Origin of the sequence: Bradyrhizobium sp. WSM2793 (genome assembly GCF_000379585.1) — a bacterium.
Lineage (GTDB): Bacteria > Pseudomonadota > Alphaproteobacteria > Rhizobiales > Xanthobacteraceae > Bradyrhizobium.
Genome location: NZ_KB902791.1, coordinates 130,039 through 152,946 on the forward strand (window position 1 = coordinate 130,039; position 22,908 = coordinate 152,946).

General features: G+C 64.9%; 20 protein-coding genes and 2 tRNA genes. 7 read left to right on the forward strand and 15 right to left on the reverse strand.

Annotation, left to right across the window (positions count from 1 at the left end; all coding sequences use genetic code 11):
* Nucleotides 1-90 precede the first annotated feature (90 nt).
* The 3 genes from A3AS_RS0124095 to A3AS_RS0124105 all read right to left on the reverse strand — a co-directional run bounded on the left by A3AS_RS0124095 (nucleotide 91) and on the right by A3AS_RS0124105 (nucleotide 2,683).
* A tRNA-Val gene (locus A3AS_RS0124095) sits at nucleotides 91-167 on the reverse strand.
* 164 nt (nucleotides 168-331) lie between these two features.
* On the reverse strand, nucleotides 332-694 hold the full coding sequence (locus A3AS_RS0124100; protein ID WP_018320121.1) for a hypothetical protein: 363 nt from the start codon (nucleotides 692-694) through the stop codon (nucleotides 332-334).
* A 132-nt stretch (nucleotides 695-826) separates the two neighbouring features.
* Nucleotides 827-2,683, reverse strand: coding sequence for a caspase family protein (locus A3AS_RS0124105; protein ID WP_026202307.1), 1,857 nt, complete (start codon nucleotides 2,681-2,683; stop codon nucleotides 827-829).
* A gap of 372 nt (nucleotides 2,684-3,055) precedes the next feature.
* Between A3AS_RS0124105 and A3AS_RS0124110 the strand changes: the two genes are divergently transcribed.
* Nucleotides 3,056-3,916, forward strand: a complete 861-nt coding sequence (locus A3AS_RS0124110; protein WP_026202308.1) for a class I SAM-dependent methyltransferase — start codon at nucleotides 3,056-3,058, stop codon at nucleotides 3,914-3,916.
* A gap of 205 nt (nucleotides 3,917-4,121) precedes the next feature.
* Here A3AS_RS0124110 and A3AS_RS0124115 read toward each other — a convergent pair whose 3' ends face one another.
* The 6 genes from A3AS_RS0124115 to A3AS_RS0124140 form a co-directional block, all read right to left on the reverse strand.
* On the reverse strand, nucleotides 4,122-5,078 hold the full coding sequence (locus tag A3AS_RS0124115) for a cation diffusion facilitator family transporter (protein ID WP_018320124.1): 957 nt from the start codon (nucleotides 5,076-5,078) through the stop codon (nucleotides 4,122-4,124).
* Nucleotides 5,079-5,080: 2 nt separating this feature from the next.
* Complete coding sequence (locus tag A3AS_RS0124120; RefSeq protein WP_018320125.1) at nucleotides 5,081-8,299, reverse strand: efflux RND transporter permease subunit; 3,219 nt, start codon at nucleotides 8,297-8,299, stop codon at nucleotides 5,081-5,083.
* On the reverse strand, nucleotides 8,292-9,266 hold the full coding sequence (ihpB, locus tag A3AS_RS0124125) for a divalent metal ion exporter adaptor subunit IhpB (RefSeq protein WP_018320126.1): 975 nt from the start codon (nucleotides 9,264-9,266) through the stop codon (nucleotides 8,292-8,294). Before ihpB ends, A3AS_RS0124120 begins: the two co-directional genes overlap by 8 nt.
* A complete protein-coding gene (gene ihpA, locus A3AS_RS0124130) occupies nucleotides 9,263-10,537 on the reverse strand; it encodes a divalent metal ion exporter subunit IhpA (protein ID WP_018320127.1) in 1,275 nt (424 codons plus the stop codon). The genes ihpB and ihpA overlap by 4 nt, the downstream gene beginning before the upstream one ends.
* 54 nt (nucleotides 10,538-10,591) lie before the next feature.
* Nucleotides 10,592-10,954: a hypothetical protein gene (locus A3AS_RS0124135; protein ID WP_018320128.1), complete on the reverse strand. Its 363-nt coding sequence runs from the start codon at nucleotides 10,952-10,954 to the stop codon at nucleotides 10,592-10,594.
* Between the two features lie 120 nt (nucleotides 10,955-11,074).
* Nucleotides 11,075-11,296: a hypothetical protein gene (locus A3AS_RS0124140; protein ID WP_018320129.1), complete on the reverse strand. Its 222-nt coding sequence runs from the start codon at nucleotides 11,294-11,296 to the stop codon at nucleotides 11,075-11,077.
* 350 nt (nucleotides 11,297-11,646) lie between these two features.
* Between A3AS_RS0124140 and A3AS_RS0124150 the strand changes: the two genes are divergently transcribed.
* Nucleotides 11,647-12,534 carry a hypothetical protein gene (locus A3AS_RS0124150; protein ID WP_018320131.1) on the forward strand — a complete coding sequence of 296 codons (888 nt, stop codon included), beginning with the start codon at nucleotides 11,647-11,649 and terminating at the stop codon, nucleotides 12,532-12,534.
* A 62-nt stretch (nucleotides 12,535-12,596) separates the two neighbouring features.
* Here the strand turns inward: A3AS_RS0124150 and pepT are convergent, their stop codons facing one another.
* From pepT to A3AS_RS0124180, 6 genes are all read right to left on the reverse strand, one after another.
* Nucleotides 12,597-13,847: a peptidase T gene (gene pepT, locus A3AS_RS0124155; RefSeq protein ID WP_018320132.1), complete on the reverse strand. Its 1,251-nt coding sequence runs from the start codon at nucleotides 13,845-13,847 to the stop codon at nucleotides 12,597-12,599.
* A 102-nt stretch (nucleotides 13,848-13,949) separates the two neighbouring features.
* A complete protein-coding gene (locus A3AS_RS0124160; protein ID WP_018320133.1) occupies nucleotides 13,950-14,279 on the reverse strand; it encodes an HU family DNA-binding protein in 330 nt (109 codons plus the stop codon).
* 203 nt (nucleotides 14,280-14,482) lie between these two features.
* Nucleotides 14,483-14,559 (reverse strand) — tRNA-Asp (locus A3AS_RS0124165).
* A 160-nt stretch (nucleotides 14,560-14,719) separates the two neighbouring features.
* Nucleotides 14,720-14,923 carry a hypothetical protein gene (locus A3AS_RS0124170; RefSeq protein ID WP_018320134.1) on the reverse strand — a complete coding sequence of 68 codons (204 nt, stop codon included), beginning with the start codon at nucleotides 14,921-14,923 and terminating at the stop codon, nucleotides 14,720-14,722.
* Nucleotides 14,924-15,065: 142 nt separating this feature from the next.
* Complete coding sequence (locus A3AS_RS0124175; RefSeq protein WP_018320135.1) at nucleotides 15,066-16,361, reverse strand: MFS transporter; 1,296 nt, start codon at nucleotides 16,359-16,361, stop codon at nucleotides 15,066-15,068.
* A gap of 62 nt (nucleotides 16,362-16,423) precedes the next feature.
* Entirely contained in the window at nucleotides 16,424-17,614 is a 1,191-nt protein-coding gene (locus A3AS_RS0124180; protein ID WP_018320136.1) for an aromatic ring-hydroxylating dioxygenase subunit alpha, read from the reverse strand.
* A gap of 205 nt (nucleotides 17,615-17,819) precedes the next feature.
* On the opposite strand from A3AS_RS0124180, the gene A3AS_RS0124185 reads away from it, so the two are divergent.
* The 5 genes from A3AS_RS0124185 to A3AS_RS0124205 all read left to right on the forward strand — a co-directional run bounded on the left by A3AS_RS0124185 (nucleotide 17,820) and on the right by A3AS_RS0124205 (nucleotide 22,906).
* Nucleotides 17,820-18,335: a MarR family winged helix-turn-helix transcriptional regulator gene (locus A3AS_RS0124185; RefSeq protein ID WP_018320137.1), complete on the forward strand. Its 516-nt coding sequence runs from the start codon at nucleotides 17,820-17,822 to the stop codon at nucleotides 18,333-18,335.
* A 177-nt stretch (nucleotides 18,336-18,512) separates the two neighbouring features.
* A complete protein-coding gene (locus A3AS_RS0124190; RefSeq protein ID WP_018320138.1) occupies nucleotides 18,513-20,768 on the forward strand; it encodes a TonB-dependent siderophore receptor in 2,256 nt (751 codons plus the stop codon).
* Nucleotides 20,769-21,336: 568 nt separating this feature from the next.
* Nucleotides 21,337-21,702 carry an NADH-quinone oxidoreductase subunit A gene (locus tag A3AS_RS0124195; protein WP_018320139.1) on the forward strand — a complete coding sequence of 122 codons (366 nt, stop codon included), beginning with the start codon at nucleotides 21,337-21,339 and terminating at the stop codon, nucleotides 21,700-21,702.
* Nucleotides 21,693-22,280, forward strand: a complete 588-nt coding sequence (locus tag A3AS_RS0124200; RefSeq protein WP_026202310.1) for an NADH-quinone oxidoreductase subunit B family protein — start codon at nucleotides 21,693-21,695, stop codon at nucleotides 22,278-22,280. Before A3AS_RS0124195 ends, A3AS_RS0124200 begins: the two co-directional genes overlap by 10 nt.
* Before the next feature lie 11 nt (nucleotides 22,281-22,291).
* Complete coding sequence (locus A3AS_RS0124205; RefSeq protein WP_018320141.1) at nucleotides 22,292-22,906, forward strand: NADH-quinone oxidoreductase subunit C; 615 nt, start codon at nucleotides 22,292-22,294, stop codon at nucleotides 22,904-22,906.
* The last annotated feature ends 2 nt before the right edge of the window (nucleotides 22,907-22,908 follow it).

The window sequence follows — 22,908 nt, forward strand, 5'->3', positions numbered from 1 at the left end:
GTTGGGCTTCGGCGCGGCAGCCTTCGCTCGCTTCGCGCCACGAGCACTAGTGCCGGCCTCCGAGCCGAAGCTCGCGAAGCGAGCGAAGGCTGGTGGGCGGTCACGGATTCGAACCGCGGACCCTCTCGGTGTAAACGAGATGCTCTAACCAGCTGAGCTAACCGCCCAAGTGCGCCTCTTTAGCGCCCCGGCGGGTGCCGAAGCAAGAGCCCAGCGCGCCGCGAACTGGCTCCAATTCGCGGCGCGGCCAGGGTTTTATGCGAACGCGAGCGGCCCTGCAGCAGGCGCGCTGCAGGGTCACCGTGTTTCGCCTCGAAACTCCTGCCTGAGATCAGGCCGTCTTGGTGAACATCGTCAGGACGCCGTCGGCGATGTTGATCGCGACGACTTGTGACGAGCTCAAGCCCTTGGCCTTGAGCACGGAGGCTGCCTGCGGTGTGGCGTCGATGGACTGCCGGAGCGACTGGATGTCCTTGTCACTTGTGTGCGCCACGAGTTCATCGACCTTCGCGCGCACGGCCGGCTGCAATTCCTTGACGTCCACAACCTGTATGCTCCGGATCTCCGTGCTGGACTGCGTGGACGGCTGTTCCGCGCCGGGTTGCGACGATGCGCCCTGTGCCTGCACCAGAGCCGGTGTTCCGAGACAGAGAGCTGCAACGATGACGGATGCCGTGAAGCTGCGCATGGTCATGCCTTTTCCAGTTTGAGGAACGGCGAAACTATCGGGGAAATCTGGTTGGCATCTGATTCCGATGTGGCCATTCGGTGAAACCAATGCGGCCGTAATGCGCGCAGGCGAGACGCGCTGGAGTTTACACCGCTGTCAGTTGCAAACTTCGACGTCCCCGGGTCCACTGCCGTAGCCACGTACTCCGGCTCTATTCGCCTCGAGCCTGCAGCCCGATCGAACGGGACGACATCCCGCTGCATTGCAAATTATCTGTCCTGACGATTTGGCTTGTGGAGGCCCTGGCGTAGCCTCCGTTCGTTTCCGCTCGCCATCTCGCTCTTTCGAATTATCGCGCGTGGTAACCGGCTTCTTGTCCTGCACCTTCTCGCATTCGTTGTCGTCATTGACGCGGTAGCCAGCGCGACAGGTGATCTTCACGCAGGCATCGCCATCGGCCTTGAAGCCATGGTCGCAGACCAGCGGGCAGACGCGTCCCGGCTTGGCCTTGATCGCATCCAGCGCATCGAAGCTCGCGAGCTTGGCATCGAACTTCGTGCCGGCGTATTTGTTGAACAGCGTCAGCGAACGTTGAGACGAAGCGTTCCAGTCGCCATCCGCGGAGGCGGAGAGACAGCCGACGCGGCGCAGCTCCGACTGAACCAGCTTCGTCGTTTCCTGCGGCGACATTGTCGGCGGGGTCGAAGAGGGCGCTATCGCTGCGACCTTCTGCTCCGCGCTGGCAGAGGCCTGCTTCTCTGCGGCCAGCTTGGCGGCCGTCTCGGCGGCGGCCTTGTCGTTCGCCAGCTTCTCGGCGAGCGCCTTCTCCGCGGCCTGCTTCTCGGCCATTGCCTTCGCGACTGCCGCCTCGGCGTCCTTCCGTCGTTGCTCCGCAGCCGCGGCCTTGGCCTCCTCGATCTGCTTGGCCTTCTCGGCAGCGAGACGCTTCTCCTCGGCCGCCTTGGCCGCGGCTGCCGCCTTCTCCTGTTCGGCCTTGTTGGCGCGCTCGGCGGCGAGGCGGGCCTTCTCCTCTTCCGCCTGCCGGGCCTTGTCTGCCGTGGTCGCACGGGTTTCCTCGGCGGCGATCTTGTTCAACTGGCCTTTGGCGAGATCGGTATAGAAGCCGCTCGGAAAGCGGTTGAGGAAGGCGGTCCATCCGTCGCGTGTCCCAAGCTGAAGCGCCAATTCGTAGTCGCGCCGAATCTCGCTCTCGGGATTTGCCTGGGGGCCGGCGACGACAGGCTTCGCCGCGATCAGCGGCATGTCGTCGCCGCCGAGCGAACCGTAGACATAGGGCTCCTGCTTGTAACCGGTGTTCTTGAGCACGTCGTCACGGACGAAGCCGAACGCCTTGCGCAGGTCGAGCCCCGGCGTCGGCAGCCGCTCCACCAGCGCTGCGGCAAACGGGCTGTTTTTGGAGTCGCCGTCCGAGGCCGTTGAGCCGGCCTTGGCGGCGAAAGCGATCATGGTGTTCGGGCTGGTCGGCTCGACCTTGGCGAGGCCGCGGCCGATGGCGCGTGCGGCCACCGTTCGTTTCATCGTCTTGGCGAACGGATTGTCGCGGCAGGCATCGAGAATGACGAGGCGAAGCTGCTTGGCCGGCTCGATGGCGAACAGCAGCCGATCGAGCGGGAAAGCCTCGTCGAAGACATCGGTATCGGTCTCCAGCGCGGCGTCGGTCGGAATGAGATAATTGTTGCCGTCCAGCTCGATCCCGTGGCCGGCATAATAGATGACGGCGACCTCGGCCTCGCGCGCCTTGCTGCCGAACTCGCGCAGGGCCTTGCGCATGTCGACGACGCTCAGGTCGAGCTTGACGTCCACGGTGTCGAAGCCGGCCTTCCTGAACATGCCGCCGACCAGCGAGGCGTCGTTCACCGGATTGGTCAGCCGGGGCACGCTCTTGTAGGCGGAATTGCCGATGACGAGAGCCACGCGCTTTTCAGCGTGCGCCGATCCGCAGCCGAGACACAAGACCGTCAATAAAAATAGAAAAATCCGAAATGCGCCCATTGCAGCCCCAAATCGCAATGTGATCAGAGTAGTCGCAGTGTGCCCTGGAGGCAAAGGCGCCTAATGTGACGAACATCACAGGCGCCAGTACCGGCATCGGCCAATGTCCGCCCGCAAGTCACAACGGAGGGTTGGCCAATGTGTGCTCTGCTCGATCTCATCTACCGACATGTCTGCCGGGCTTGTCTGCGGCAAGCGCGACGCATCAGCCAGGACCGTTCGACCAGCGTAATCTCGTAATTCCGGGCCCCGGAGCGCGACCAGCCTTAACTCCTTGAAGGGTGCGCCCGCCATCCCGACGTGGTATCGCCCCTGAGTGGTTGCAAAACCGCGACGGGATGGGCATCGCGAATGGGAATGACCGGGAACACCATGCAGCAGCCAAGCGGCCACGAGCAGAACGCCGACCAGATCGCCTATTGGAACGGCCCGAGCGGCCAGCGCTGGGCCGATCGCCACGCGGCCCAGGAGAGCCTGCTCGGACCGATTGCCGACGCGCTGATCGAACGCGCCAAGCCGAGGCCCGGGGAGCGCGTCCTCGATGTCGGCTGCGGCTCCGGCGCGACGACGTTCGCGTTCGCCAAGGCGGTGGCGCCCGATGGGTTCGCGCTCGGCCTCGACGTGTCCGAGCCGATGCTGTCACAGGCGCGCGCGTTTGCGCCAAAGGGCCTGCCGCTCGATTTCGTGCTGGCCGACGCCACCGTGCATCCGTTCGAGCCGGCGAGCTTCGATCTCTTGGCCTCGCGCTTCGGCGTGATGTTCTTTGCCGATCCCATTGCCTCCTTCACCAATCTGCGGCGAGCGCTGAAGCCGACCGGGCGGCTCGCCTTCGTATGCTGGCGCGAGCCAAAGGAAAATCCGTGGATGATGGCGCCGCTGATGGCGGTCTACAAACACGTGCCGAAGATGCCGCCGGTCGGGCCGGAGGAGCCGGGCCCGTTCGCTTTCGCCTCGGAAGAGCGCGTGATGCGCATCCTGAAGGGAGCGGGTTTCGTCGACATGGCGATGGAGCCGCGCAATCTGGCTATGGATGTGGCGATCGGCGGCGGCCTCGATGCCGCGGTTGATGGCGCCTTGCAGATCGGCCCCGCCAGCCGCGCGCTGCAGGGACATCCGCCGGAGACGTACGCGGCTGCAAAAGCCTCGATCCGCGAGATGCTGGCGCCGTTCCAGAAGGGGCAATCGGTTTCGCTGCAGGGCGCGATCTGGATCGTGACCGCGAAGGCGGGGTAGGATTCGCTGCCTCGCGACGTAGTGTGCCGTACTGCCCCACACTCCGTGTCGTTCCCGCGCGCGCAGGGACCCATAACCACAGGGAGAACTTTGGCGCGAAGCTGGTCACTCCGAGTCTTCGCCAAACCACGCACTGTGGTTATGGATCCCGGATTGCGCTTCGTTTGTCCAGGACAGCGGAGACTGGAGCGGCTACGCACCCCTCTCACACCACATCATCCGGCGCCAGCGCGCAGCCATTGTCGGGATGGGTCTCGACCTGAAGCGTGGTGTGGCCGATGCGATGGGTCGCCTTCAGGAGCTGCGCCGTCTCCATCAGGAAGGCATCGCCGGCCCCAGCGGGCATGACGAGGTGGCAGGTCAGTGCCGTCTCGGTGGTCGAGATCGGCCAGACGTGGAGATCATGGATCGCCGACACGCCGGGACGCGCGAGCAGGAAAGCTCTGATCGCGGCGAGGTCGGTGCCCTTGGGCGCTGCCGCCATCGACATGTCGATCGAGCCGCGCAAGAGGCTGGTCGTGCTCCACAGGATGGTGGCGCAGATGACGAGGCTGGTGACGGGATCGAGCCAGAGCCAGCCGGTCCAGATGATCAGCGCGGCCGAGACGACGACGCCGAGCGAGACCGCAGCGTCGGCGGCCATGTGTAGATAGGCGCCTTCAATATTGATGTCGTCCTTGCGTCCGCTTGCGAACAGCAGGGCGGTAAAACCATTGATGAGGATGCCGATGCCGGCGACCGCCATCACGGTCACGCCCGCGACCGGCTCCGGCTCGCGCAGGCGCAGGATCGCCTCCCAGCCGATTGCGCCGGTCGCGACCAGCAGGAACACCGCGTTGGCCAGCGCCGCCAGGATGGTGGAGGCGCGAAAACCGTAGGTGAATCGGCCACTCGGCGCGCGCCGTGCCGCGATCGAGGCGCCCCAGGCCACGACCAGACCGAGGACGTCGGACAGATTATGGCCGGCGTCCGCGAGCAGGGCGGTGGAGTTGCCGAGATAGCCGTAGACCGCCTCGGCCACGACCAGCGCGGTGTTGAGCGTGATACCGAGCGCGAACGCCTTGCCGAAATTGGCGGGGGCATGGACATGGCCGTGACCGTGGTCGTGACCATGGTCGCCATGATCATGGTGGTGATGACCGTGATGGTCGTGGCTGCCCAATTCTAGCGCTCCCCGGACCTCGCCAAATCAGGCGCCATTGTAGGCGTTTCGTTTGCGGCGTCACGGCGGAACAGCACGTAGAGCGCCGGCAGCACCAGCAATGTCAGCACGGTCGAGGAGATGATGCCGCCGATCACCACGGTCGCCAGCGGCCGCTGCACCTCGGCGCCGGCACCGGTCGCAAGCGCCATCGGCACGAAGCCGAGCGAGGCGACCAGCGCCGTCATCAGCACCGGGCGCAGCCGCGTCAGCGCGCCTTCGCGCACGGCCTCCACGAGGGGCCGCCCCTCGCTACGCAGCCGCTCGATGAAGGCGATGATGACGAGGCCGTTGAGGACGGCGACGCCCGACAGCGCGATGAAGCCGACACCGGCGCTGATGGACAGGGGAATGCCGCGCAGCAAGAGCGCGGCGACGCCGCCGGTCAGCGCCAGCGGCACGCCGGAAAACACCAGCGCCGCGTCCGCCGCCGATCCCATGCCCATGAACAGGAGCAGGAACACCAGCAGAAGCGCCACCGGCACCACGATCATCAGTCGTTTTGTCGCGGAGACCAATTGCTCGAATTGGCCGCCCCAGCCGATCCAGTAGCCCGGTGGTAGCTTGACCTTCTCGGCGACGGCCGTCTCGGCTTCGGTGACGAAGGAGCCGAGGTCGCGCGCGCGGACATTGGCGGTGACGACGATGCGCCGCTTGCCGTTCTCGCGGCTGATCTGGTTCGGGCCGGGCGTCGCATCGACGGTTGCGACCGACGACAGCGGCACATAGCGCATCTGGGTGAGCGGGGAGGCGGACAGCGCGGTGCGAACGGCCGCGCCGGTTGCTGCGTCCTCGCCGGGCGGCAGCGGGATCGGGATCGCCCGGATCGCCTCGAGATTGCCACGCAAATGCTCCGGCAGGCGAACCACGATGTCGAAGCGGCGGTCGCCCTCGAACAGCTTGCCGGCCGACTTGCCGCCGACCGCGATCTCGACGATGCCCTGCACCTCACCGACGCTGAGGCCGTAGCGGGCGAGCGCCTGGCGATCGAGGCGGACGGTGAGGATCGGAAGCCCTGCGACCTGCTCGATCTTGACGTCGCTGGCGCCGCGGATGCCGCGGATCGCGGCCTCGACCTGCTTGGCCGCGCCTTGCAGGATGTCGAGGTCATCGCCGAAGATCTTGACGCCGACGTCGCTGCGCACCCCCGAGATCAGCTCGTTGACACGGAACTGGATCGGCTGGGAGATCTCATAGGCACTGCCGGGAATGTCGTCGGCGGCCTTGTCTATGGCTTCGATCACCTCCGATTTCGATGTCTCCGGGTCAGGCCATTCGCTGCGCGGCTTCAGCATGATGTAGCCGTCGGTCTGCGCCGGCGACATCGGATCGGTGGCGATCTCGGCGGTGCCGATGCGGGTGAAGAACTCCTTCACCTCCGGAATCTGCGTGATGCGCTTTTCCAGCGCCTTCTGCAGGTCCAGCGATTGCGTCAGACTGGTGCCGGGAATCCGGATCGAGGCCAGCGCCACGTCGCCTTCGTCCAGGCTTGGAATGAACTCGCCGCCCATCCGCGAAGCGGCGATGCCGCTTGCCACCACGATGAATGCAGCCATGACGGCGACCGCGAGCCGGTTGTCGATGGCAAAGCGGAGCAGGGGAAGATAGGCGCGCTTGGCGATCCGCATGAACAGGTTTTCGTGCTCGGACACCTTGCCGGTGACGAAGATGGCGACGGCCGCCGGCACGAAGGTGATCGAGAACAGCACGGCTGCGCCCAGCGCCATCAGCACGGTCAACGCCATCGGCGTGAACATCTTTCCCTCGACGCCCGTCAGCGTCAGCACGGGCAGATAGACCACCGCGATGATCAGCGTTCCGAACAGGCTCGGCTTGATCACCTCGCTCGACCCGCGCAGGATCGCGCGCAGCCGCTCGGAGGTCGTGAGCAGGCCGCCTTTCTCGCGTTGGGCCGCGGCCAGCATGCGCAGGCAATTCTCGACAATGATCACGGCACCGTCGACGATGATGCCGAAGTCGATCGCCCCGAGGCTCATCAGGTTCGCGCTGACCTTTGTCTCGACCATGCCGGTGATCGTCATCGCCATGGACAGCGGAATGACGCAGGCCACCACGAGCGCGGCGCGGATGTTGCCGAGGATCAGGAACAGCACGGCCACCACCAGCGCCGCGCCCTCGAGGAGGTTGTTCTTGACCGTGCGGATGGTGGCTTCGACCAGATCGGTGCGGTCATAGACGGTTCGCGTCACGACGCCATCGGGCAGCGATTTGGCTATGTCCTCCAGACGGGCCGCGACGCGGCGGGCCACGGTGCGGCTGTTCTCGCCGATCAGCAGCATGGCGGTGCCGAGCACGGTCTCCTCGCCATCGCGCGTCGCGGCGCCCGTGCGCAGATCGCGGCCTTCCGTGACGGTCGCGACGTCCCTGATCCGGACGGGATTGCCGCCGCGCGAGCCGATGACGATGTCCTGAATTTCGCTGATATTGCCGACCTGGCCCGGCGAACGAACCAGATATTGCTCGCCGTTGCGCTCGATATAGCCGGCGCCGACATTGGCGTTGTTGGCGGCGAGCGCCGTCATGACGTCGCGAAAGCCGAGCCGGTAGGCCATCAGCTTGCCCGGGTCCGGCAGCACGTGGAATTGCCGCTCGAAGCCGCCGATGGTGTTGACCTCGATCACCCCTGGCACGTTGCGAAGCTGCGGCTTGATGATCCAGTCCTGCACGGTGCGCAAATCGGTCAACGAATAGTCGTGACCGCTTTGCGTCTTGGCGCCCGCTTTCGCTTCGACGGTGTACATGAAGATCTCGCCGAGCCCGGTCGAGACCGGACCCATCGCGACCTCGACGCCCGCCGGAAGCTGGTCCTTGACCTGCTGGATGCGTTCGCCGACGAGCTGGCGGGCGAAAAAGATGTCGGTGCCGTCCTTGAAGACGACCGTCACCTGGCTGAGGCCGTAGCGCGACAGCGAGCGGGTATAGTCGAGCTTGGGCAGTCCGCCCATCGCGGTCTCGACGGGGAAGGTGATGCGCTGCTCGGTCTCGAGCGGCGAATAACCGGGCGCGCGGGTGTTGATCTGGACCTGGACGTTGGTGATGTCAGGCACCGCGTCGATCGGGAGGCGCTGGAAATTCCAGGTCCCGAAAGCGATGGCGCCGAGCGCGAACAGCAGGATCAGCCAGCGCTGATGCAGCGAGACGGCGATCAGGCGCTCAATCATGTTCGGCCTCACCCTTGCCCATCTCCGCCTTCACGACGAAGCTGTTCTCGGCAACGTAGTGCTCGCCTGCCGACAGGCCCGCCTTGATCTCGACATGGCGCGGATCGGAATCGCCTGTTTCGACCGGGCGTGCCTCGATCTTGTCGCCGTCCTCGCGAACGAACACGATGGTCCGGTTCTCCAGCGTCTGGATCGCGCTCCTGCGCACGGCGACCGCGACGTTGCGTGCGGCGAGGATCAGCCGCGCCGTGACGAACAGGCCGGGGCGCAAGCGGCCGTCCGGATTTTGCAGCACCACGCGTGCAAGCGCGGTCTGGGTCTCGCTGGAGCCGATCGGCGCCATGTAGGAGATCGTGCCCTTGATTTCGCCGCGGCCATCGTCGGGATCGATCAGCACCTCGTCGTTGAGGTGGACGCGCCGGAGGTCCTGCCGGTAGATCGACAGGTCGACCCAGATGGTGGAGAGGTCGGCGACGACGAAGGCCGGCTTCTGCTCGGAGGCGTATTCGCCGAGCGAGATCTGCCGCTCGATGATGGTTCCGGCTATGGGCGCCTTCAGCTCGTAGACGGTGAGGCTCTGGTTGCTCTCGATCGCGGCGAGCAGATCGTCCTTGCCGACCTTGTCGCCGATGCGCTTCTGGATCGATTTGGCGAGGCCCGGAAAGCGCGGCGTCACCTGCACCACGGCTTCCTGGTTGGCGCGCAGAATGCCGTTGAAGGCGAGCGTGTCGGTCAGGGTCGCGCTCGCGGCTTCGGCCAGCGTGACGCCTGCGGCTGCCAGCTTGACGTCGGAGATGCGGATGCGGTCGGCGCCGTGCTCATCCTGCTCGACATGGTCGTTCGGCCTCTTTTCGGAATGCTCAGTGTGCTCGGTATGCGCGGGCGTGGCCGGCGCGAGCACGGAATAGCCGTAAGCGCCGAGGGCGGCGGCAACGATGGCGACGAGAATGGTGGAGGACGTCTTCATCGTGCGCTCTCCCGCGCCAGCGTGAAGGGATTGCCGACGAGGCCTTCGATGGTCGCAACGCCTGCGTGGAAATTCTGAAGCGCCTCCTGCTCGCGCAGGCGCGCCTGGGTGACGCTCGCCTGGGCGTCGAGCACCTCAAGCAGGGTGAAGCGGCCCTGGCCGTAGCCTTGCGAGATCGCCTCGGACGCCTCGACAGCCTTGGGAATGGCGATCTCACGCAGCACGGCGAGCTCGCGCAGCGAGCCCTGGAGCGAGTCGTAGGCGCGGCCGGCAATCACGATCAAGGCGTTACGGTTGGCCTCGCGCTCGGCCTTGGTCTTGGCGAGGCTTTCCTGCGCCGAGAGGATATTGCCCTGGTTCTGGTCGAACACGGGGATCGGCACCGAGAGGGAGAGCCGCACCGCATCGTCATTGGTCTCGTTATAGTGACGCCATCCGGCCGCGATCCGCACGTCCGGATAGGGCTTGAGCCGGGCCAGCAGCAGCTCGGCATTGCGCTGGGCGAAGACCGCGGTCCAGCGCACCAGCTGCGGATTGGCGTCGATGGCGGCGACCACCGACTGGAACGTCGGCGGCTTGCCCATGGTGTCGAGCCGGCCGGAGACCTCGCCGAATTTCGCGGATGCCTCGCCCATCAGCACCGCAAGCTCGCGCCGGGCGCTGGCCAGCGTTGCCTTGAAGCGCTCGCGATCGGCCTTCACCAGGGCGGAGGCGACTTCGGCGCGGCCGGTCTCCGCCGGCGAGGAGGCGCCGGCTTCGACGCGGCGGCGCAAGAGCGGCGTCAGGCGGTCGATCGCGGCAATCTGCTCGTCGAGGATCTGGATGCGCCGCTGCGCGCCGAGCACGCTGAGGAAGGCGATCGCAGTCTCCGCCAGCACCTCCAGCCTGACCGCCTTGCGCTGGATCGCGGCGACCTCGATACCGGCCGCGCCGGCGGCGATCCGCGCGTCGCGCTTGCCGAACAGCTCGAAGGCCTGGCTGATCTGGAGCGTGGTCTCGGCCGAGCGCGTCCCGCGGTACTTGCCGGAACCGAGTGAATCGTCCTGCTCGTAAGACAGCTCCGGATTGAACAGGGCGCCGGCCTGGATCCGTTGGCCCGTGGCGATGCCGACGTCGCGCTCCGCCGCCGTCAGCCGCGGGCTCGCGGCCAGCGCGCGCGACAGCGCGCTTCGCATCGTCAAAGTCTGGGCGTGCGACGGCGCAATCGCCGATCCGGCAATCAGACACGCCACCGCGCACGCCAGGCGCGCGGCCATTCTCCTGCGAAACATAAAACCGACCTGTGAAGGATGAACCTAATGGGCGCGGACGCCCGACCAATCCGTTCAGGCAATATGTTTGGGAGGCGGAGAATCTGTATCGGGGGTAATTCCGGCGAGCCGGGGCGCATGCTGCGGGCTCGATGCAGCTGCAAGCGCGACCGATGAGGCCGCAGGCGCCGGCTGTGTCACGGTCAGCGAGAAGCAGCCATGGCAATGATGTTCGCCGATCGCCTTGTGGTGACTATGGCCAGTGGGGCCATCAAGGACCGCGGCGATCTCCGAGCCGCCGCCGGGCGTGGTGACGTCGATGTCGTGCGAGCCATGCAGCGCGCCCGCGAGCAGATAGACGACCGCGATCAGCACAGACAGGAGCCCGCGCCAATTGCGCCGGCGGCAAGTTCCTGAGGGCTGGCGTTTCGCGGGCACGACGTCACTCTGGTTGCGGTCTGTGCCGGCCTAGCATGGGGGCGGGAACAGTGTCGACCCGCAACATTGTTACGTCCCTTGAAGAATTGCCGCAGTGCTGGCCGCAAATGCCAGCGCTTCTCATTGGCGCGTGATCAGGCCCAGTTGAGCGTCGGCTGCCGCTTCTGGAACATCGCCGGTGTCGCCGTCCTCGGCCGGGACGATTGCGCAACGGCCGGCTTCCATCGCCCGCTCCAGCCATTTGATGGCTTCATCGATCCATCTGTCGTGCTGTTCGGGATCGGCGATCGCCTTTTCCCGAAATGCATCTGCCTGATGAAGGCACGCCGTTCTGCGGTCCACGCGGCTCTCCCCGATCCGGAGGTTCCGCCCCGGTGGCATCCTTTATGATCGCAGAGCCGGCGTCGTTAACATAGGACAGGAAACGCAAAAGGAAGGCCCCAGCCCGGAACTGACCGGCTGAGGCCTTCGTGCTCACAATCTTCATCCTTGGGACTTGAGCAGACAATGCGCATCGGGCCGGTTCGTTCCGCACTTCGATGCCGAATTAGGAACGTTCCTCATTCGTCCCGATTAGCGATCAGGAATGTTTGAGGAGGATGGGACTATGGACGGACTGATTTATCTGATCGGCCTGATCGTCGTGATCATGGCGATCCTGTCGTTCTTCGGCCTGCGCTGAGAGAACGGCAATGGAAACGCTCGTACGGGAAGACATGATGGAGGGCGGCGGGGCGGCGTCCGACAACCGCCGGACCATCCAGTGGAGCTCGGTGTTCGCAGGCGCTCTCGCCGCCGGTGCAATGTCGTTCATCCTGATCGGCTTTGGCGTCGCGGTCGGCCTGGGTGTCAGTTCAGCCTCGCCGACATGGCGCGATGCCTCGGCGGCGCTGGCGCTGCTGTCCGGGCTGTACCTGATCATCCAGGCGATCATCAGCTTCGGGTTCGGTGGCTACATCGCCGGCCGGACGACGCGACCAGCGCCCGCGCTGGCGACGATCGAAGACGATGGCGAGCGACGGGACGGCCTGCACGGGCTGACCTCCTGGGCCCTGGCCGTGCTGGCTGGCGCGGCTCTGCTCGCGCTGCTCGGCGCTGCCGCGATCGACCGTTCGCCGATGCGCAGCTCGGCAAGCAATACGTCCGCGGCCGAGCCGCTGCTCAGCTACGAGCTCGACAAGCTGTTCCGCGCGCCGCGTCGCGCCCCAAACATCGATCTGAGGGAGGCACGCGCTGAGGCGGGACGGATTCTGATGACGTCGTCCAGCCATAGCGGAGTCAGCACCGACGACCGAGCCTATCTGGTGCAGCAGGTTGCTGGTCTGACGGGGCTGCAGGCCCCCGACGCCGAACGGCGGGTCGATGCGCTGATCGCGGACTCCAAGACCGCCATCAACCGTGCGCGGCGCAACTCGATCATCGTGGCGTTCTCGGTCGCGGCCGCGACCCTGATCGGTGCCGCGGTGGCGTGGGCGGCGGCGGTGGCCGGCGGACGACACCGCGATGGAGAACCATTGCCGAATTGGATGGCGAGCTCAAATCGCTTCCATCGCAATCCGCGCGCAATGCCGGTGCCGTAGCTCCAAAGCAAATGGCCGAGCGGCAAGCCCGGCCATTTCGGCATGCATAACAATGGGAGGCGTCAGGCCTTCTCCTCCCAGATCATCGCCAGATGCACGATGGTCTGCACGGCCTTTTCCATGTCCTGCCGGCTGACCCATTCGAGCCGCGAATGAAACGCGTGCTCGCCGGCAAAGATGTTGGGGCAGGGCAGGCCCATGAAGGACAGGCGCGAGCCGTCGGTGCCGCCGCGGATCGCGGTGCGCATCGGGCGCAGGCCGGCGCGGCGGATCGCCTCGATGGCGTATTCGAGCACGTGCGGGTGACGGTCGATCACCTGCTTCATGTTGCGGTACTGCTCCCGCACCTCGAACGTGTAGGTCGAGCGCGGATAGTCCTTCATCACGTCCTTGACGATGGTCTCGAGCAGGACCTCCTTCTCCTTCAGTCCTTCCTCGGTGAAGTCGCGGACGATGAAGGAGAGCCTTGCCTGCTCCAGCGCGCCCTCGATGCCGATCGGATGCAGAAAGCCCTGCTTGCCCGAGGTCGTCTCCGGCGAGCAGCCTTCCTTCGGCAGCCGCTCGACGATCGCGGCGGCGATCTTGATCGCGTGCTCCATCTTGCCCTTGGCGTAGCCGGGATGGGCGCTGACGCCGTTGATGGTGATGGTGGCGCCGTCGGCCGAGAAGGTCTCGTCCTCGACGCAGCCGGCGCTTTCGCCGTCCATGGTGTAACCGAAATCGGCGCCGAGCTTCTTCAGATCGACATTGTCGACGCCGCGGCCGATCTCCTCGTCCGGCGTGAACAGGATCTTGATGGTGCCGTGCTTCACATCGGGGTTGTTGATGAAGAAGTGCGCGGCATCCATGATCTCGGCAACGCCCGCCTTGTTGTCGGCGCCCAGCAGCGTGGTGCCGTCGGTGGTGATGATGTCGTTGCCGATCTGGTTCTTCAGCGCGGGGTGCTCATTGAAGCGGATCACCTGGCTGGCATCGCCTGGCAGGGTGATGTCACCGCCGCGATAGTTCTTCAGAACTTGCGGCTTGACGTCCTTGCCGGTGACGTCGGGCGAAGTGTCCATGTGCGAGCAGAAGCAGATCACCGGCACCTTCTTGTCCGTGGTGGCCGGGATCGTTCCGTAGACGTAGCCGTAATCGTCGAGATACGCGTCGGCGACGCCCATGGCCTTCAGCTCGGCGGCGAGCACGCGGCCGAGATCCTTCTGCTTCTCGGTCGAGGGCGAGCGAGGGGATTCCGGATCGGACTGGGTGTCGATGGTGACGTAGCGCAGGAAGCGCTCGGTCACGGTATGCGAAAAGGTGAGGGAGGACATTTCTGGTCAAACCGCCGGGGTCAGGGGAGCAGCCGGTATACCAGAAAAGCGGGCCGCGTTGCGGCAGGAAGGAGGTGGGATCAGGCTTAACGAAGCGTAGCCTCAGATCGCCTCTTTCAGTTCCTTGACCGGGCGAAAGGTAACCTTCTTGCTGGCCTTGATGTGGATCGGCTCGCCGGTGGCGGGATTGCGGCCGGTGCGGGCGGCGCGCTTGCGGACCTGGAGGATGCCGAGCCCGACGATGCGGACCCGGTCGCCCTTCCTAAGGTGCTTGGCGATCAAATCGACCATGTCGGTCAGGACCGCCTCGGCGCGCTTTTTCGACAGCTCCTGGCTCTCGGCGATATCGGCGGCGAGGTGCTTGAGCGTGATAGTGGCGGGAGCAGCTGCCTTCTTTGTCGAATCCTTCTTGGCCGGATCCTTCTTAGCCATGACTGGCCTCCTCGGTTGTCCAATGACAGGGTATCCCTGGAAAAGCCGAGAGTGCGTGGGGATCCCTCTAAGTCCTTTGAGACGTAGACGATTCGGGCGCGGGCTGACTATGCCGAGAGTTCCCGCCAGCGGCCGGCAATCGCCCGCGCAGATGCGGCAGAAGTCGAGAAGTTCAAGCTAAGACTATGAAGGGATTGCCAAAATGGCGCGAGAGACGGGGCTCGAACCCGCGACCTCCGGCGTGACAGGCCGGCGCTCTAACCAACTGAGCTACTCCCGCGTGGTTCGCTCGATGCGCGCGGAACGAGGGGGGAATTAAAGGCGGGGCTGAGTGAAGTCAAGGACGTTGCGCTTCACCGGTGCAACTCGGCTAAGCATTGCTCTGGAAAACGAAAAAGGCCGCCCGGAGGCGGCCATCGGTCAGCCCGGAAGAGGACGTATCAGCGAATCTCGGACGTGCCGGCGCTCGTCACCACCACCGGCTTGCCGGCCTTGATGACGTGGGTGGACTGGGCGGTCTGGCTGTAATCGGCATTGGTGCGGGCTGCGATGCCGAAGGCCGCCACTGTGATGCCAGCCACCAGCGCCACCACCACGATCTTCAGGTGGGTCGCACGATCAGCAGAGTGAATTGAGTGGTTCATCTGAGCCTCCCGACGGGCTTTGCCGCCGTCTGTAGGCTCATGTCTTAAGGACCATCTGTTTCCGGATGGTTTCACGGGTTCCGCAAAATGGTTTCATCTCGCCGCCCGGCTGGTTTCGCCGGGCGGGCTCACCGGGTCGGTCTCAGGCCGCGGCACGGCCGATGTCGTCCCGGATCGCGCGGGCGGCCCAGATGAACAAGAGGGCGCCGAGCGTGGTCGTGACCGCCGCCGAGAGCAGGGAATAGCGCACGGCCTCTGCGCCATAACTGCCCTTCAGGGCGTCATTGACCATGCCGACTGCGAGCGGGCCGACGCCCTGGCCAAAGCAGGTGGCGGTGAGCGCGATCAGCGCGGAGGCGAGCGCGCGCATGCTGGGCTTGGCCACCGTCTGCGCGATCGCGAAGATCGGGCCGAGATGGAAGCCGACAAGGAACGAGGTCAGCGCCAGCATGGCGACCATCATCGCGAAATCCTGCGTCAGCATGCACAGCGCGAACACCGGCCCGGCGAGGCCCGAGGTGATCGCAGGCGCCCACAGCTTCCAGCGGTCGTCGCGGCGGCTGACTTGCGCCACCACGAAGCCGCCGAGCAGGGTACCGGCCATGCCGGCGAGGCCCTTGAAGGTGCCGGCATAGGTGCCGATCTCCGCGCTCGACAGATGGTGCACGCGCGCCAGGAACGGCGGGATCCAGGCCGCGGTGGCGTAGTTCGTGTAGGTGGTGAGGCAGAAGCCGATCAGGACGATGATGAAGCTGCGCTGCGACGCCAGGAAACGTAGCGTTGGCCCGAGCGGCTCGGGCACGAAGCTCTCCTGCATCGCGCCGCGCTTCGGCTCGGAGATCGTCAGCCACAGCACCAGTGCGAGCAGGATGCCGGGCAGGCCGGCGACATAGAAGGCCATCCGCCAGCCATAGTGCTGGTTGACGTAGCCGCCGACGAAATAGCCGAGGAAGACGCCGAGATAGGTGCCGATGGCGTAGATGCCGAGCGCGCGCGGGCGCTCGTTCTTGGCGAAGAGATCGGCGACGATCGACTGCGAGGCAGGTGAGCCGGCGGATTCGCCGATGCCGACGCCGATGCGCGCCAGTGCCAGCGAGGTTACGCTGGTGGCCGCGCCGCACAGCGCCGTCATGGCGCTCCAGAATGCAAAGGCGACGGCCACGATGTTGCGCCGGTTGAGCCGGTCGGCGACGCGCGCGATGGGAATGCCGAGCAGGGAATAGAACAGCGCAAAGCCGAAGCCCGCGAGCAGGCCCATCATGGTGTCGCTGAGCGCAAACTCCTTCTTGATCGGCTCGATCAGCACGTTGAAGATCGTGCGGTCGAGGAAGTTCAGCGCGTAGATGATGGTGAGCAGCCCCAGCACGTAATAGCGCCGCGCCGGGGGCTTTGCCGCGGCAGCCGTTTGCACCGACATCTGTGACGTCACATCGACCATCGCTTCCCCCAATTTGTGTTTATTGTCGTTAATGGTCCAGCCCGGAAGTAGCGGCTGGAAGGTCAGCCTTCGCGGATGTAATTCCCCGCTTCGAATTCGACCGGCGGCGCGCCGGCATCGAACGAGACGCCGATCGGGTCGCGGCCTGCGGCGAGTGCGTCGAGCTGGTCGCTCAGCATGCGCCGGATCATGAGGATCCCGCGGTCGCTCTGGCCGAAATGCTCCTCGGAATGGATCGTCACCTCGCCCTGGCCGACCTGGGCCTCATAGTCGCCCGGAAATTGCTGGTGCTCTTGCTCGGTCATGTCCCACCAGAACTTGCCGTTGAACTTCGAGCGCATGCGGCTGATGTCGCCGGGGTTCTTGACGCGGCCGGCGACATAGATCCGGAAGGAGCCATCGTCGATAGGAAGCACCCAGCCGATCGACTCGACGCGCGCGAACTGCGCGACGCGCGGATTCGGCACGACGCGCAGCGTCGGCAGCGCGGCCTCGCTGACGCGATAGAACACCTTGCCGTCGTCCTGCTTGCGCTCGGAGCGCACGAGGACGCCGCGCGGCGATTTCTCGAACTTCACCTCCGGGATCGACGCCATCATGTTGGTGAATTGCGGTCCCGAGAACGAGCCGTGCAGCACCGGCACGTGATAGGGATCGACCACGTTCTCGAAATGCTGCAGCCAGTTGCAGGGGATGATGGCGGGGCCACCGCCGCCGATCGAGGAATCATCGGCCTCGACCAGCTCACCGTCGTCCATTGTCTCCAGGCATTCGTAAGCCGGCAGCACCGGGCGTTTCCCGGCCGGGCCCATATAGGCGAAGATCAGGCCGTAGCGTTCCTCGACCGGATACCAGGGCTGGCGCACCTTGTCCTTGAACTGGCCGCCGCCGGGCTCGCAGGGCTGCTCCAGGCAGTGGCCCTCGGTGTCGAACTTCCAGCCGTGATAGCAGCAACGGATGCCGTCCTCCTCGACCTTGCCATAGTAGAGCGTGGTGCCGCGGTGGCAGCATCGGGCGTGCAACAGGCCGGCGCGGCCATGCTTGTCGCGGAACAGCACCAGATCCTCGCCGAGCGCGCGCACCTTCTTCGGTGTGTCGGTGGCGTCACCGACGAGCCCGACCGGGTGCCAGTAACGGCGCAGCAGCTCGCCCATCGGCGTGCCGCGCGCGACCGAGGTGAGCTCGGTGCGGGTGTGCGCCGGCTTCATCGCATAGGCCGTGCCGAGGTCACGATCCCGCTGGGTGATGGTCATACCTGGTTCCTCCCGCTTTGGCCGGCCCTTTTCGGCACTTGGATCCAGTGAAAGATAATTCGATGACAATGTCAACGATCTTCCAAATGCCTCTTAATCGCATTTGATGAAGCGTCCGGCCGGACTTGGCAGGCTCGGACTTGGCAGGCCCGGACTTGGCAGCGTCGGGCTTGGCAGGCTTGGGCTTTCTTGGCAGAGGTGGATCATGAGCCAGACCGAGAGCAGGGGCGGGGCGACGTCGCCCGCAGCGGACGAGAGCGAACCGTCGGCCCCGATCACCGTGATGCTGTCGTCGCGACTGATGGTGCTTGCCAATCTGCTCAAGCGCGGCGCGATCCTGCGCTACAAGCGCCTTACCGGATTGTCCTCGGTCGAGTTCGGTCTCGTCGCCTCGCTGGGCCGCCGGCCGCCGATGAGCGTGGCGCGGCTTGCCGAAGCCGTCGGCCAGGACAAGGGGCAGATCAGCCGCGCGCTGGCCAATCTGCTCTCGCGCAAGCTGATCGCGAAAACCGCGAATCCGAAAGATAGCCGCGAGGTGCTGATCTCGCTGACACCAGCGGGGCTCGCCGCGCATGATGCGATCGTCGAGGGCGCGCAGGAGCGCAATCGGCGCCTGCTGGAACAGCTGACCGAAGCCGAGTTCCACACGCTGCTGGGACAGGTCGACCAGCTCACGGCGATCGCCGCCGAGATGCTCGAGAGCGAGAAGAACGCGCGCTGATCATCCAGCAATCTCTGAACATGTTGGATCGCTTCTAAGAGTCTTTCTAAGAAGCTTTCAATTAGGGAATTCTCGCGCGCTCCCATAAGCGTCACCTCCAGGCGCATGCCGTCCGGGGACAGGCGGCATGACGCATCGAACATGCAGCTTTGGGGTGGCGCGTTGAACAGTCTTGGAATGCTGCGGTCGGCCGTGTTGGCGACCGCGTCCGCTTGGGTTTTGATGCCGCAGGCATCGCTTGCACAATCGTCCGCGCAGGGTGGCGCAGCGAGCCTGCCGCCGGTGACCGTCACCGCGCCGGAAGCGCGCCGCCGCGCGACCACGACCCCTCAGCGCCGTGCGCCGCGGTCGTCGGAGCAGATCGCCAACAGGAACAGGCCGCAGCCGCAGCGCAACGTCGGCTTCGTCGAGACGCCGCGTGGCCCAGTGAACGGATACGTCGCGGGTCGCAGTTCGTCCGGCACCAAGACCAACACGCCGATCATCGAGACGCCGCAGTCAGTGTCCGTCATCGGCGCCGAGCAGATCCGCGACCAGAAGCCCAACAAGCTCGATGAGGTCCTGCGCTACACCGCCGGCGTGCGCGCAGGGACTTTCGGCACGGATACCCGCAACGACTGGTGGTTGATCCGCGGCTTCAAGTCCGAGGACATCGGACTGTTTCTCGACGGCATGCAGCTGTTCTACACGTCCTATGCCAGCTGGAAACTGCAGACCCCCAACATGGAGCGGGTCGAGGTATTGCGCGGTCCGTCGGCGGTGCTTTACGGGGGATCAAGCCCGAGTGGCATCGTCAACGTCATCAGCAAGATGCCGCCGGCCGAGCCGATCCGCTACATCGAGGCCGGCGTCAATAATTTCGGCAATGCCTATGTCAGTTTCGACATGGGCGGTCCGGTCGCGACGAGCCCCGAGAACGGCAAGCTGTTCGCGCGCGTGGTCGGCCAGGTCCAGAACGGCGGCACGCAGGTCAACTTCACGCCGGACAACAACTACTTCATCGCACCGTCGTTCACGTGGAAGCCGGATGCCGACACGAGCTTCACAGTGCTTGCGTCTGCCTCGAAGCAGGACACCCGCGGCATCAACTTCCTGCCCTACCAGGGCACGGTGACGAACGCGCCGTTCGGCAAGATTCCCACGAGCTTCTTCGTCGGAGATCCAACCGTCGACAAATTCACGCGCGAGCAGGAGATGCTGGGCTATCAGTTCGAGCGCAATCTTACCGACGACCTGACGTTCCGCCAGAACGCCCGCTTTGCGCATGTCGACATCAGCTACCGCGGCTATGTCGGCAACGATTGGGACAGCATCAACACCGCCACGATGGGACGATATAATTGGTACGCGAAGAACACCGCCAACCAAGCCAATCTCGATAATCAGCTCGAGTATCGCTTCAACACCGGTCCGGTCAGACACACAATGCTGTTCGGCGTCGATCTGAGAGGCTACCAGATCGACGATTATCAAGCCTTCGGATTCGGCGTACCCTCGATCAACGTTTTCAATCCGGCCTATGGGGGAGCCGAGGTTGCGTTGCCCAGCGCGCCGTTCCGTAACTTCCTCATCACACAGAAGCAGGCCGGCACCTATCTCCAGGACCAGATGAAGCTCGGCAACTTCACGCTGGTGCTGAGCGGCCGCAATGACTGGGTCGAAACGACGCAAGAAGCGCGGGACACCGGCGCAACCGTTGCCAGTCGTGACGACAGCAGGTTCAGCGGCCGCGCCGGACTGATCTACAATTTCGACAACGGCATCGCGCCCTACGTCTCGTATTCGACGAGCTACAATCCGATCATCGGCCTCAATGCGACGAACCAGCTGTTCCTGCCGGAGACCGGCAAGCAGGCCGAAATCGGCGTGAAGGTCGCGCCAAAAGGCTTCGATGGCTATTTCACGGTTTCGGCTTTCGATTTGGTCCGTCAAAACGTCGCGACGACATTACCGGGCAGCGTTCCGGTCTTGCAGAACCAGACCGGCGAGGTGACCTCGCGCGGCATCGAGCTCGAAGCGGTGGCCAATGCCACGAAGGAGCTGAAGTTCATCGGCGCCTTCACGTCCTATCATCTCTTCAACAGCAAAGACCTCGACCCGACCCTCGTCGGCAAGACGCCGACCAATACGCCCCAGCTTCTGGTGTCGGGATGGGCCGACTACACCTTCAAGGATGGACCGTTGGAAGGGTTCGGCTTTGGCGGTGGCGTGCGTTACATCGGCCCGTCCTGGGCGGATGCTGCAAACACCCTCGAAGTTCCCGCAGTCGTGCTCGGCGATCTCGCGCTCCACTATGAATGGCAGAACTGGCGTACGGCGCTGAACGTGATCAACCTGACCGACAAGATCTATGTCGCGAGCTGCGCGTCGGCCACGTCGTGCTTCTACGGCGATCGCCGGCGTGTCACCGCCAGCGTCTCCTACAAATGGTGAGGGCGGGATAAGGGCGGCGCCATCTGGCGCCGCCGCTCTTCCTCACGAGATAGATGAGCTCCCGGGCTATGCCCCCCAGCCCGAAGCTCATCCGAGCGCGGCGCGCGCGATGGCCCAGGATGTCGCCGTCGCCGCGCTCGCGGCTGGACCCCGGCCGGACTGCAATATATCGCCTGAGGCGGGGCTCGCCCCCCGCGCGATGCATGGCTCGTGCCTGCCTTGCCTGTGGATAGGCTGCTCGGAGCGGCTGCGGGCTTGGTGGGTGGGAATGCGGCCGACCAGCGGCAATCGTCGTTTTAATGTGTATTTTGCCGCGCCGCGGCCTACATAAAGTGGGCCTTCCCAAACAGCAGACGCCACGGCCGCGGGCCCGAACCGCCCTTGCTGGCCCTGACGATCTGCTCCATACCAGCGCGGGGTGATTCCGGGATTTTCACCGTTCTGGGGGCGGCAAAGGGCCTAAAAAGAGCGTGTCTTGCGCCCATTGGTGCACTGCGCTAAGGCTCAGAATAATTCCAAATCGGACGAATCCGTGGCTGTCCCGAGGCTGCGGGAAAAAGGGCTCGCCATGAGCGGCATTCTGCAGAACTATCTTCCACTCGTCGTCTTTATAGGGGTAGCGGGCCTCATTGGCCTCGTGCTGCTGATCGCGCCCTTCGTCGTGGCGTTCCAGCAGCCGGACCCGGAAAAGCTGTCGGCGTATGAGTGCGGTTTCAACGCCTTCGACGACGCGCGCATGAAGTTCGACGTCCGCTTCTATCTCGTCGCCATTCTCTTCATCATCTTCGATCTCGAGGTGGCGTTCCTGTTTCCCTGGGCGGTGGCGTTCGGCAAGCTTGGCGCGACCGGCTTCTGGTCCATGGTGGTGTTCCTCGCCGTGCTGACGGTCGGGTTCGCCTATGAATGGAAGAAGGGAGCACTCGAATGGGATTGAACCCCGTGTCGTCCACAGGTCCGGCTATCGCGCCGGCCCCCAAGGGCATCCTGGATCCGTCGACCGGCCGGCCGGTCGGGGCCAATGATCCGTTCTTTCTCGAGGTCAATTCCGAGCTGTCCGACAAGGGCTTCTTCGTGGCTGCGACCGACGACCTCATCACCTGGGCCCGCACCGGCTCCTTGATGTGGATGACCTTCGGTCTCGCCTGCTGCGCGGTCGAGATGATGCAGGTGTCGATGCCGCGCTACGACGTCGAGCGCTTCGGCTTCGCGCCGCGTGCCTCGCCGCGCCAGTCCGACGTGATGATCGTCGCCGGCACCCTGACCAACAAGATGGCGCCTGCGCTGCGCAAGGTCTACGACCAGATGCCCGAGCCGCGCTACGTCATCTCGATGGGCTCCTGCGCCAATGGCGGCGGCTATTATCACTATTCCTACTCTGTCGTGCGCGGCTGCGACCGCATCGTGCCGATCGACATCTATGTGCCGGGCTGCCCGCCCACGGCGGAAGCGCTGCTCTACGGCGTGCTGCTGCTGCAGAAGAAGATCCGGCGCACCGGCACCATCGAACGCTAAGGTTTTACGTCATGGACGACGCCAAGCTCGACGCACTGGGGCAGACGATCGTTAGCGCGCTTCCGGGCGCCGCGATCGGTCATTCGGTGGCCTTCAACCAGCTCACGGTTGATGTCGAAGCCAGCAAGATCGTCGAGGTGGTCAAGTACCTCCGCGACGACCCGAGCTGCCGCTTCATCAACTTCACCGACATCACGGCCGCGGACTATCCGTCGCGCGAGAAGCGCTTTGACGTGATCTATCACTTCCTGTCACCGACCCTGAACGCGCGGATCCGCCTCAAGGCCCAGGCCGACGAGACCACGCAGGTGCCGTCGCTGATCGAATTGTTCCCCGGCGCCGACTGGTTCGAGCGCGAGGCCTACGACCTCTACGGCGTGTTCTTCGTCGGCCATCCCGACATGCGCCGCATCCTCACCGATTACGGCTTCGAGGGCCATCCGCTGCGCAAGGACTTCCCGACCACGGGTTTCGTCGAGGTCCGCTACGACGACCAGGAGAAGCGGGTGGTGTACGAGCCCGTCCGGCTCAACCAGGAATTCCGCAAGTTCGACTTTTTGTCTCCGTGGGAGGGGGCCGATTATCCGGTGCTTCCGGGAGATGAAAAAGCGGGACCGAAGGTCTGATC

Bases quoted from the DNA above. Each gene is read 5' to 3' on its own strand.
- ihpB (WP_018320126.1), bottom strand. From the start codon at position 9,266: ATGAAGACGTCCTCCACCATTCTCGTCGCCATCGTTGCCGCCGCCCTC.
- pepT (WP_018320132.1), bottom strand. From the start codon at position 13,847: ATGTCCTCCCTCACCTTTTCGCATACCGTGACCGAGCGCTTCCTGCGC.
- A3AS_RS0124120 (WP_018320125.1), bottom strand. From the start codon at position 8,299: ATGATTGAGCGCCTGATCGCCGTCTCGCTGCATCAGCGCTGGCTGATC.
- A3AS_RS0124110 (WP_026202308.1), top strand. From the start codon at position 3,056: ATGCAGCAGCCAAGCGGCCACGAGCAGAACGCCGACCAGATCGCCTAT.
- A3AS_RS0124195 (WP_018320139.1), top strand. From the start codon at position 21,337: ATGAGCGGCATTCTGCAGAACTATCTTCCACTCGTCGTCTTTATAGGG.
- A3AS_RS0124185 (WP_018320137.1), top strand. From the start codon at position 17,820: ATGAGCCAGACCGAGAGCAGGGGCGGGGCGACGTCGCCCGCAGCGGAC.
- A3AS_RS0124200 (WP_026202310.1), top strand. From the start codon at position 21,693: ATGGGATTGAACCCCGTGTCGTCCACAGGTCCGGCTATCGCGCCGGCC.
- A3AS_RS0124175 (WP_018320135.1), bottom strand. From the start codon at position 16,361: ATGGTCGATGTGACGTCACAGATGTCGGTGCAAACGGCTGCCGCGGCA.
- A3AS_RS0124105 (WP_026202307.1), bottom strand. From the start codon at position 2,683: ATGGGCGCATTTCGGATTTTTCTATTTTTATTGACGGTCTTGTGTCTC.
- A3AS_RS0124205 (WP_018320141.1), top strand. From the start codon at position 22,292: ATGGACGACGCCAAGCTCGACGCACTGGGGCAGACGATCGTTAGCGCG.
- A3AS_RS0124170 (WP_018320134.1), bottom strand. From the start codon at position 14,923: ATGAACCACTCAATTCACTCTGCTGATCGTGCGACCCACCTGAAGATC.
- A3AS_RS0124150 (WP_018320131.1), top strand. From the start codon at position 11,647: ATGGAAACGCTCGTACGGGAAGACATGATGGAGGGCGGCGGGGCGGCG.
- A3AS_RS0124190 (WP_018320138.1), top strand. From the start codon at position 18,513: ATGCTGCGGTCGGCCGTGTTGGCGACCGCGTCCGCTTGGGTTTTGATG.
- A3AS_RS0124100 (WP_018320121.1), bottom strand. From the start codon at position 694: ATGACCATGCGCAGCTTCACGGCATCCGTCATCGTTGCAGCTCTCTGT.
- A3AS_RS0124180 (WP_018320136.1), bottom strand. From the start codon at position 17,614: ATGACCATCACCCAGCGGGATCGTGACCTCGGCACGGCCTATGCGATG.
- A3AS_RS0124160 (WP_018320133.1), bottom strand. From the start codon at position 14,279: ATGGCTAAGAAGGATCCGGCCAAGAAGGATTCGACAAAGAAGGCAGCT.
- ihpA (WP_018320127.1), bottom strand. From the start codon at position 10,537: ATGTTTCGCAGGAGAATGGCCGCGCGCCTGGCGTGCGCGGTGGCGTGT.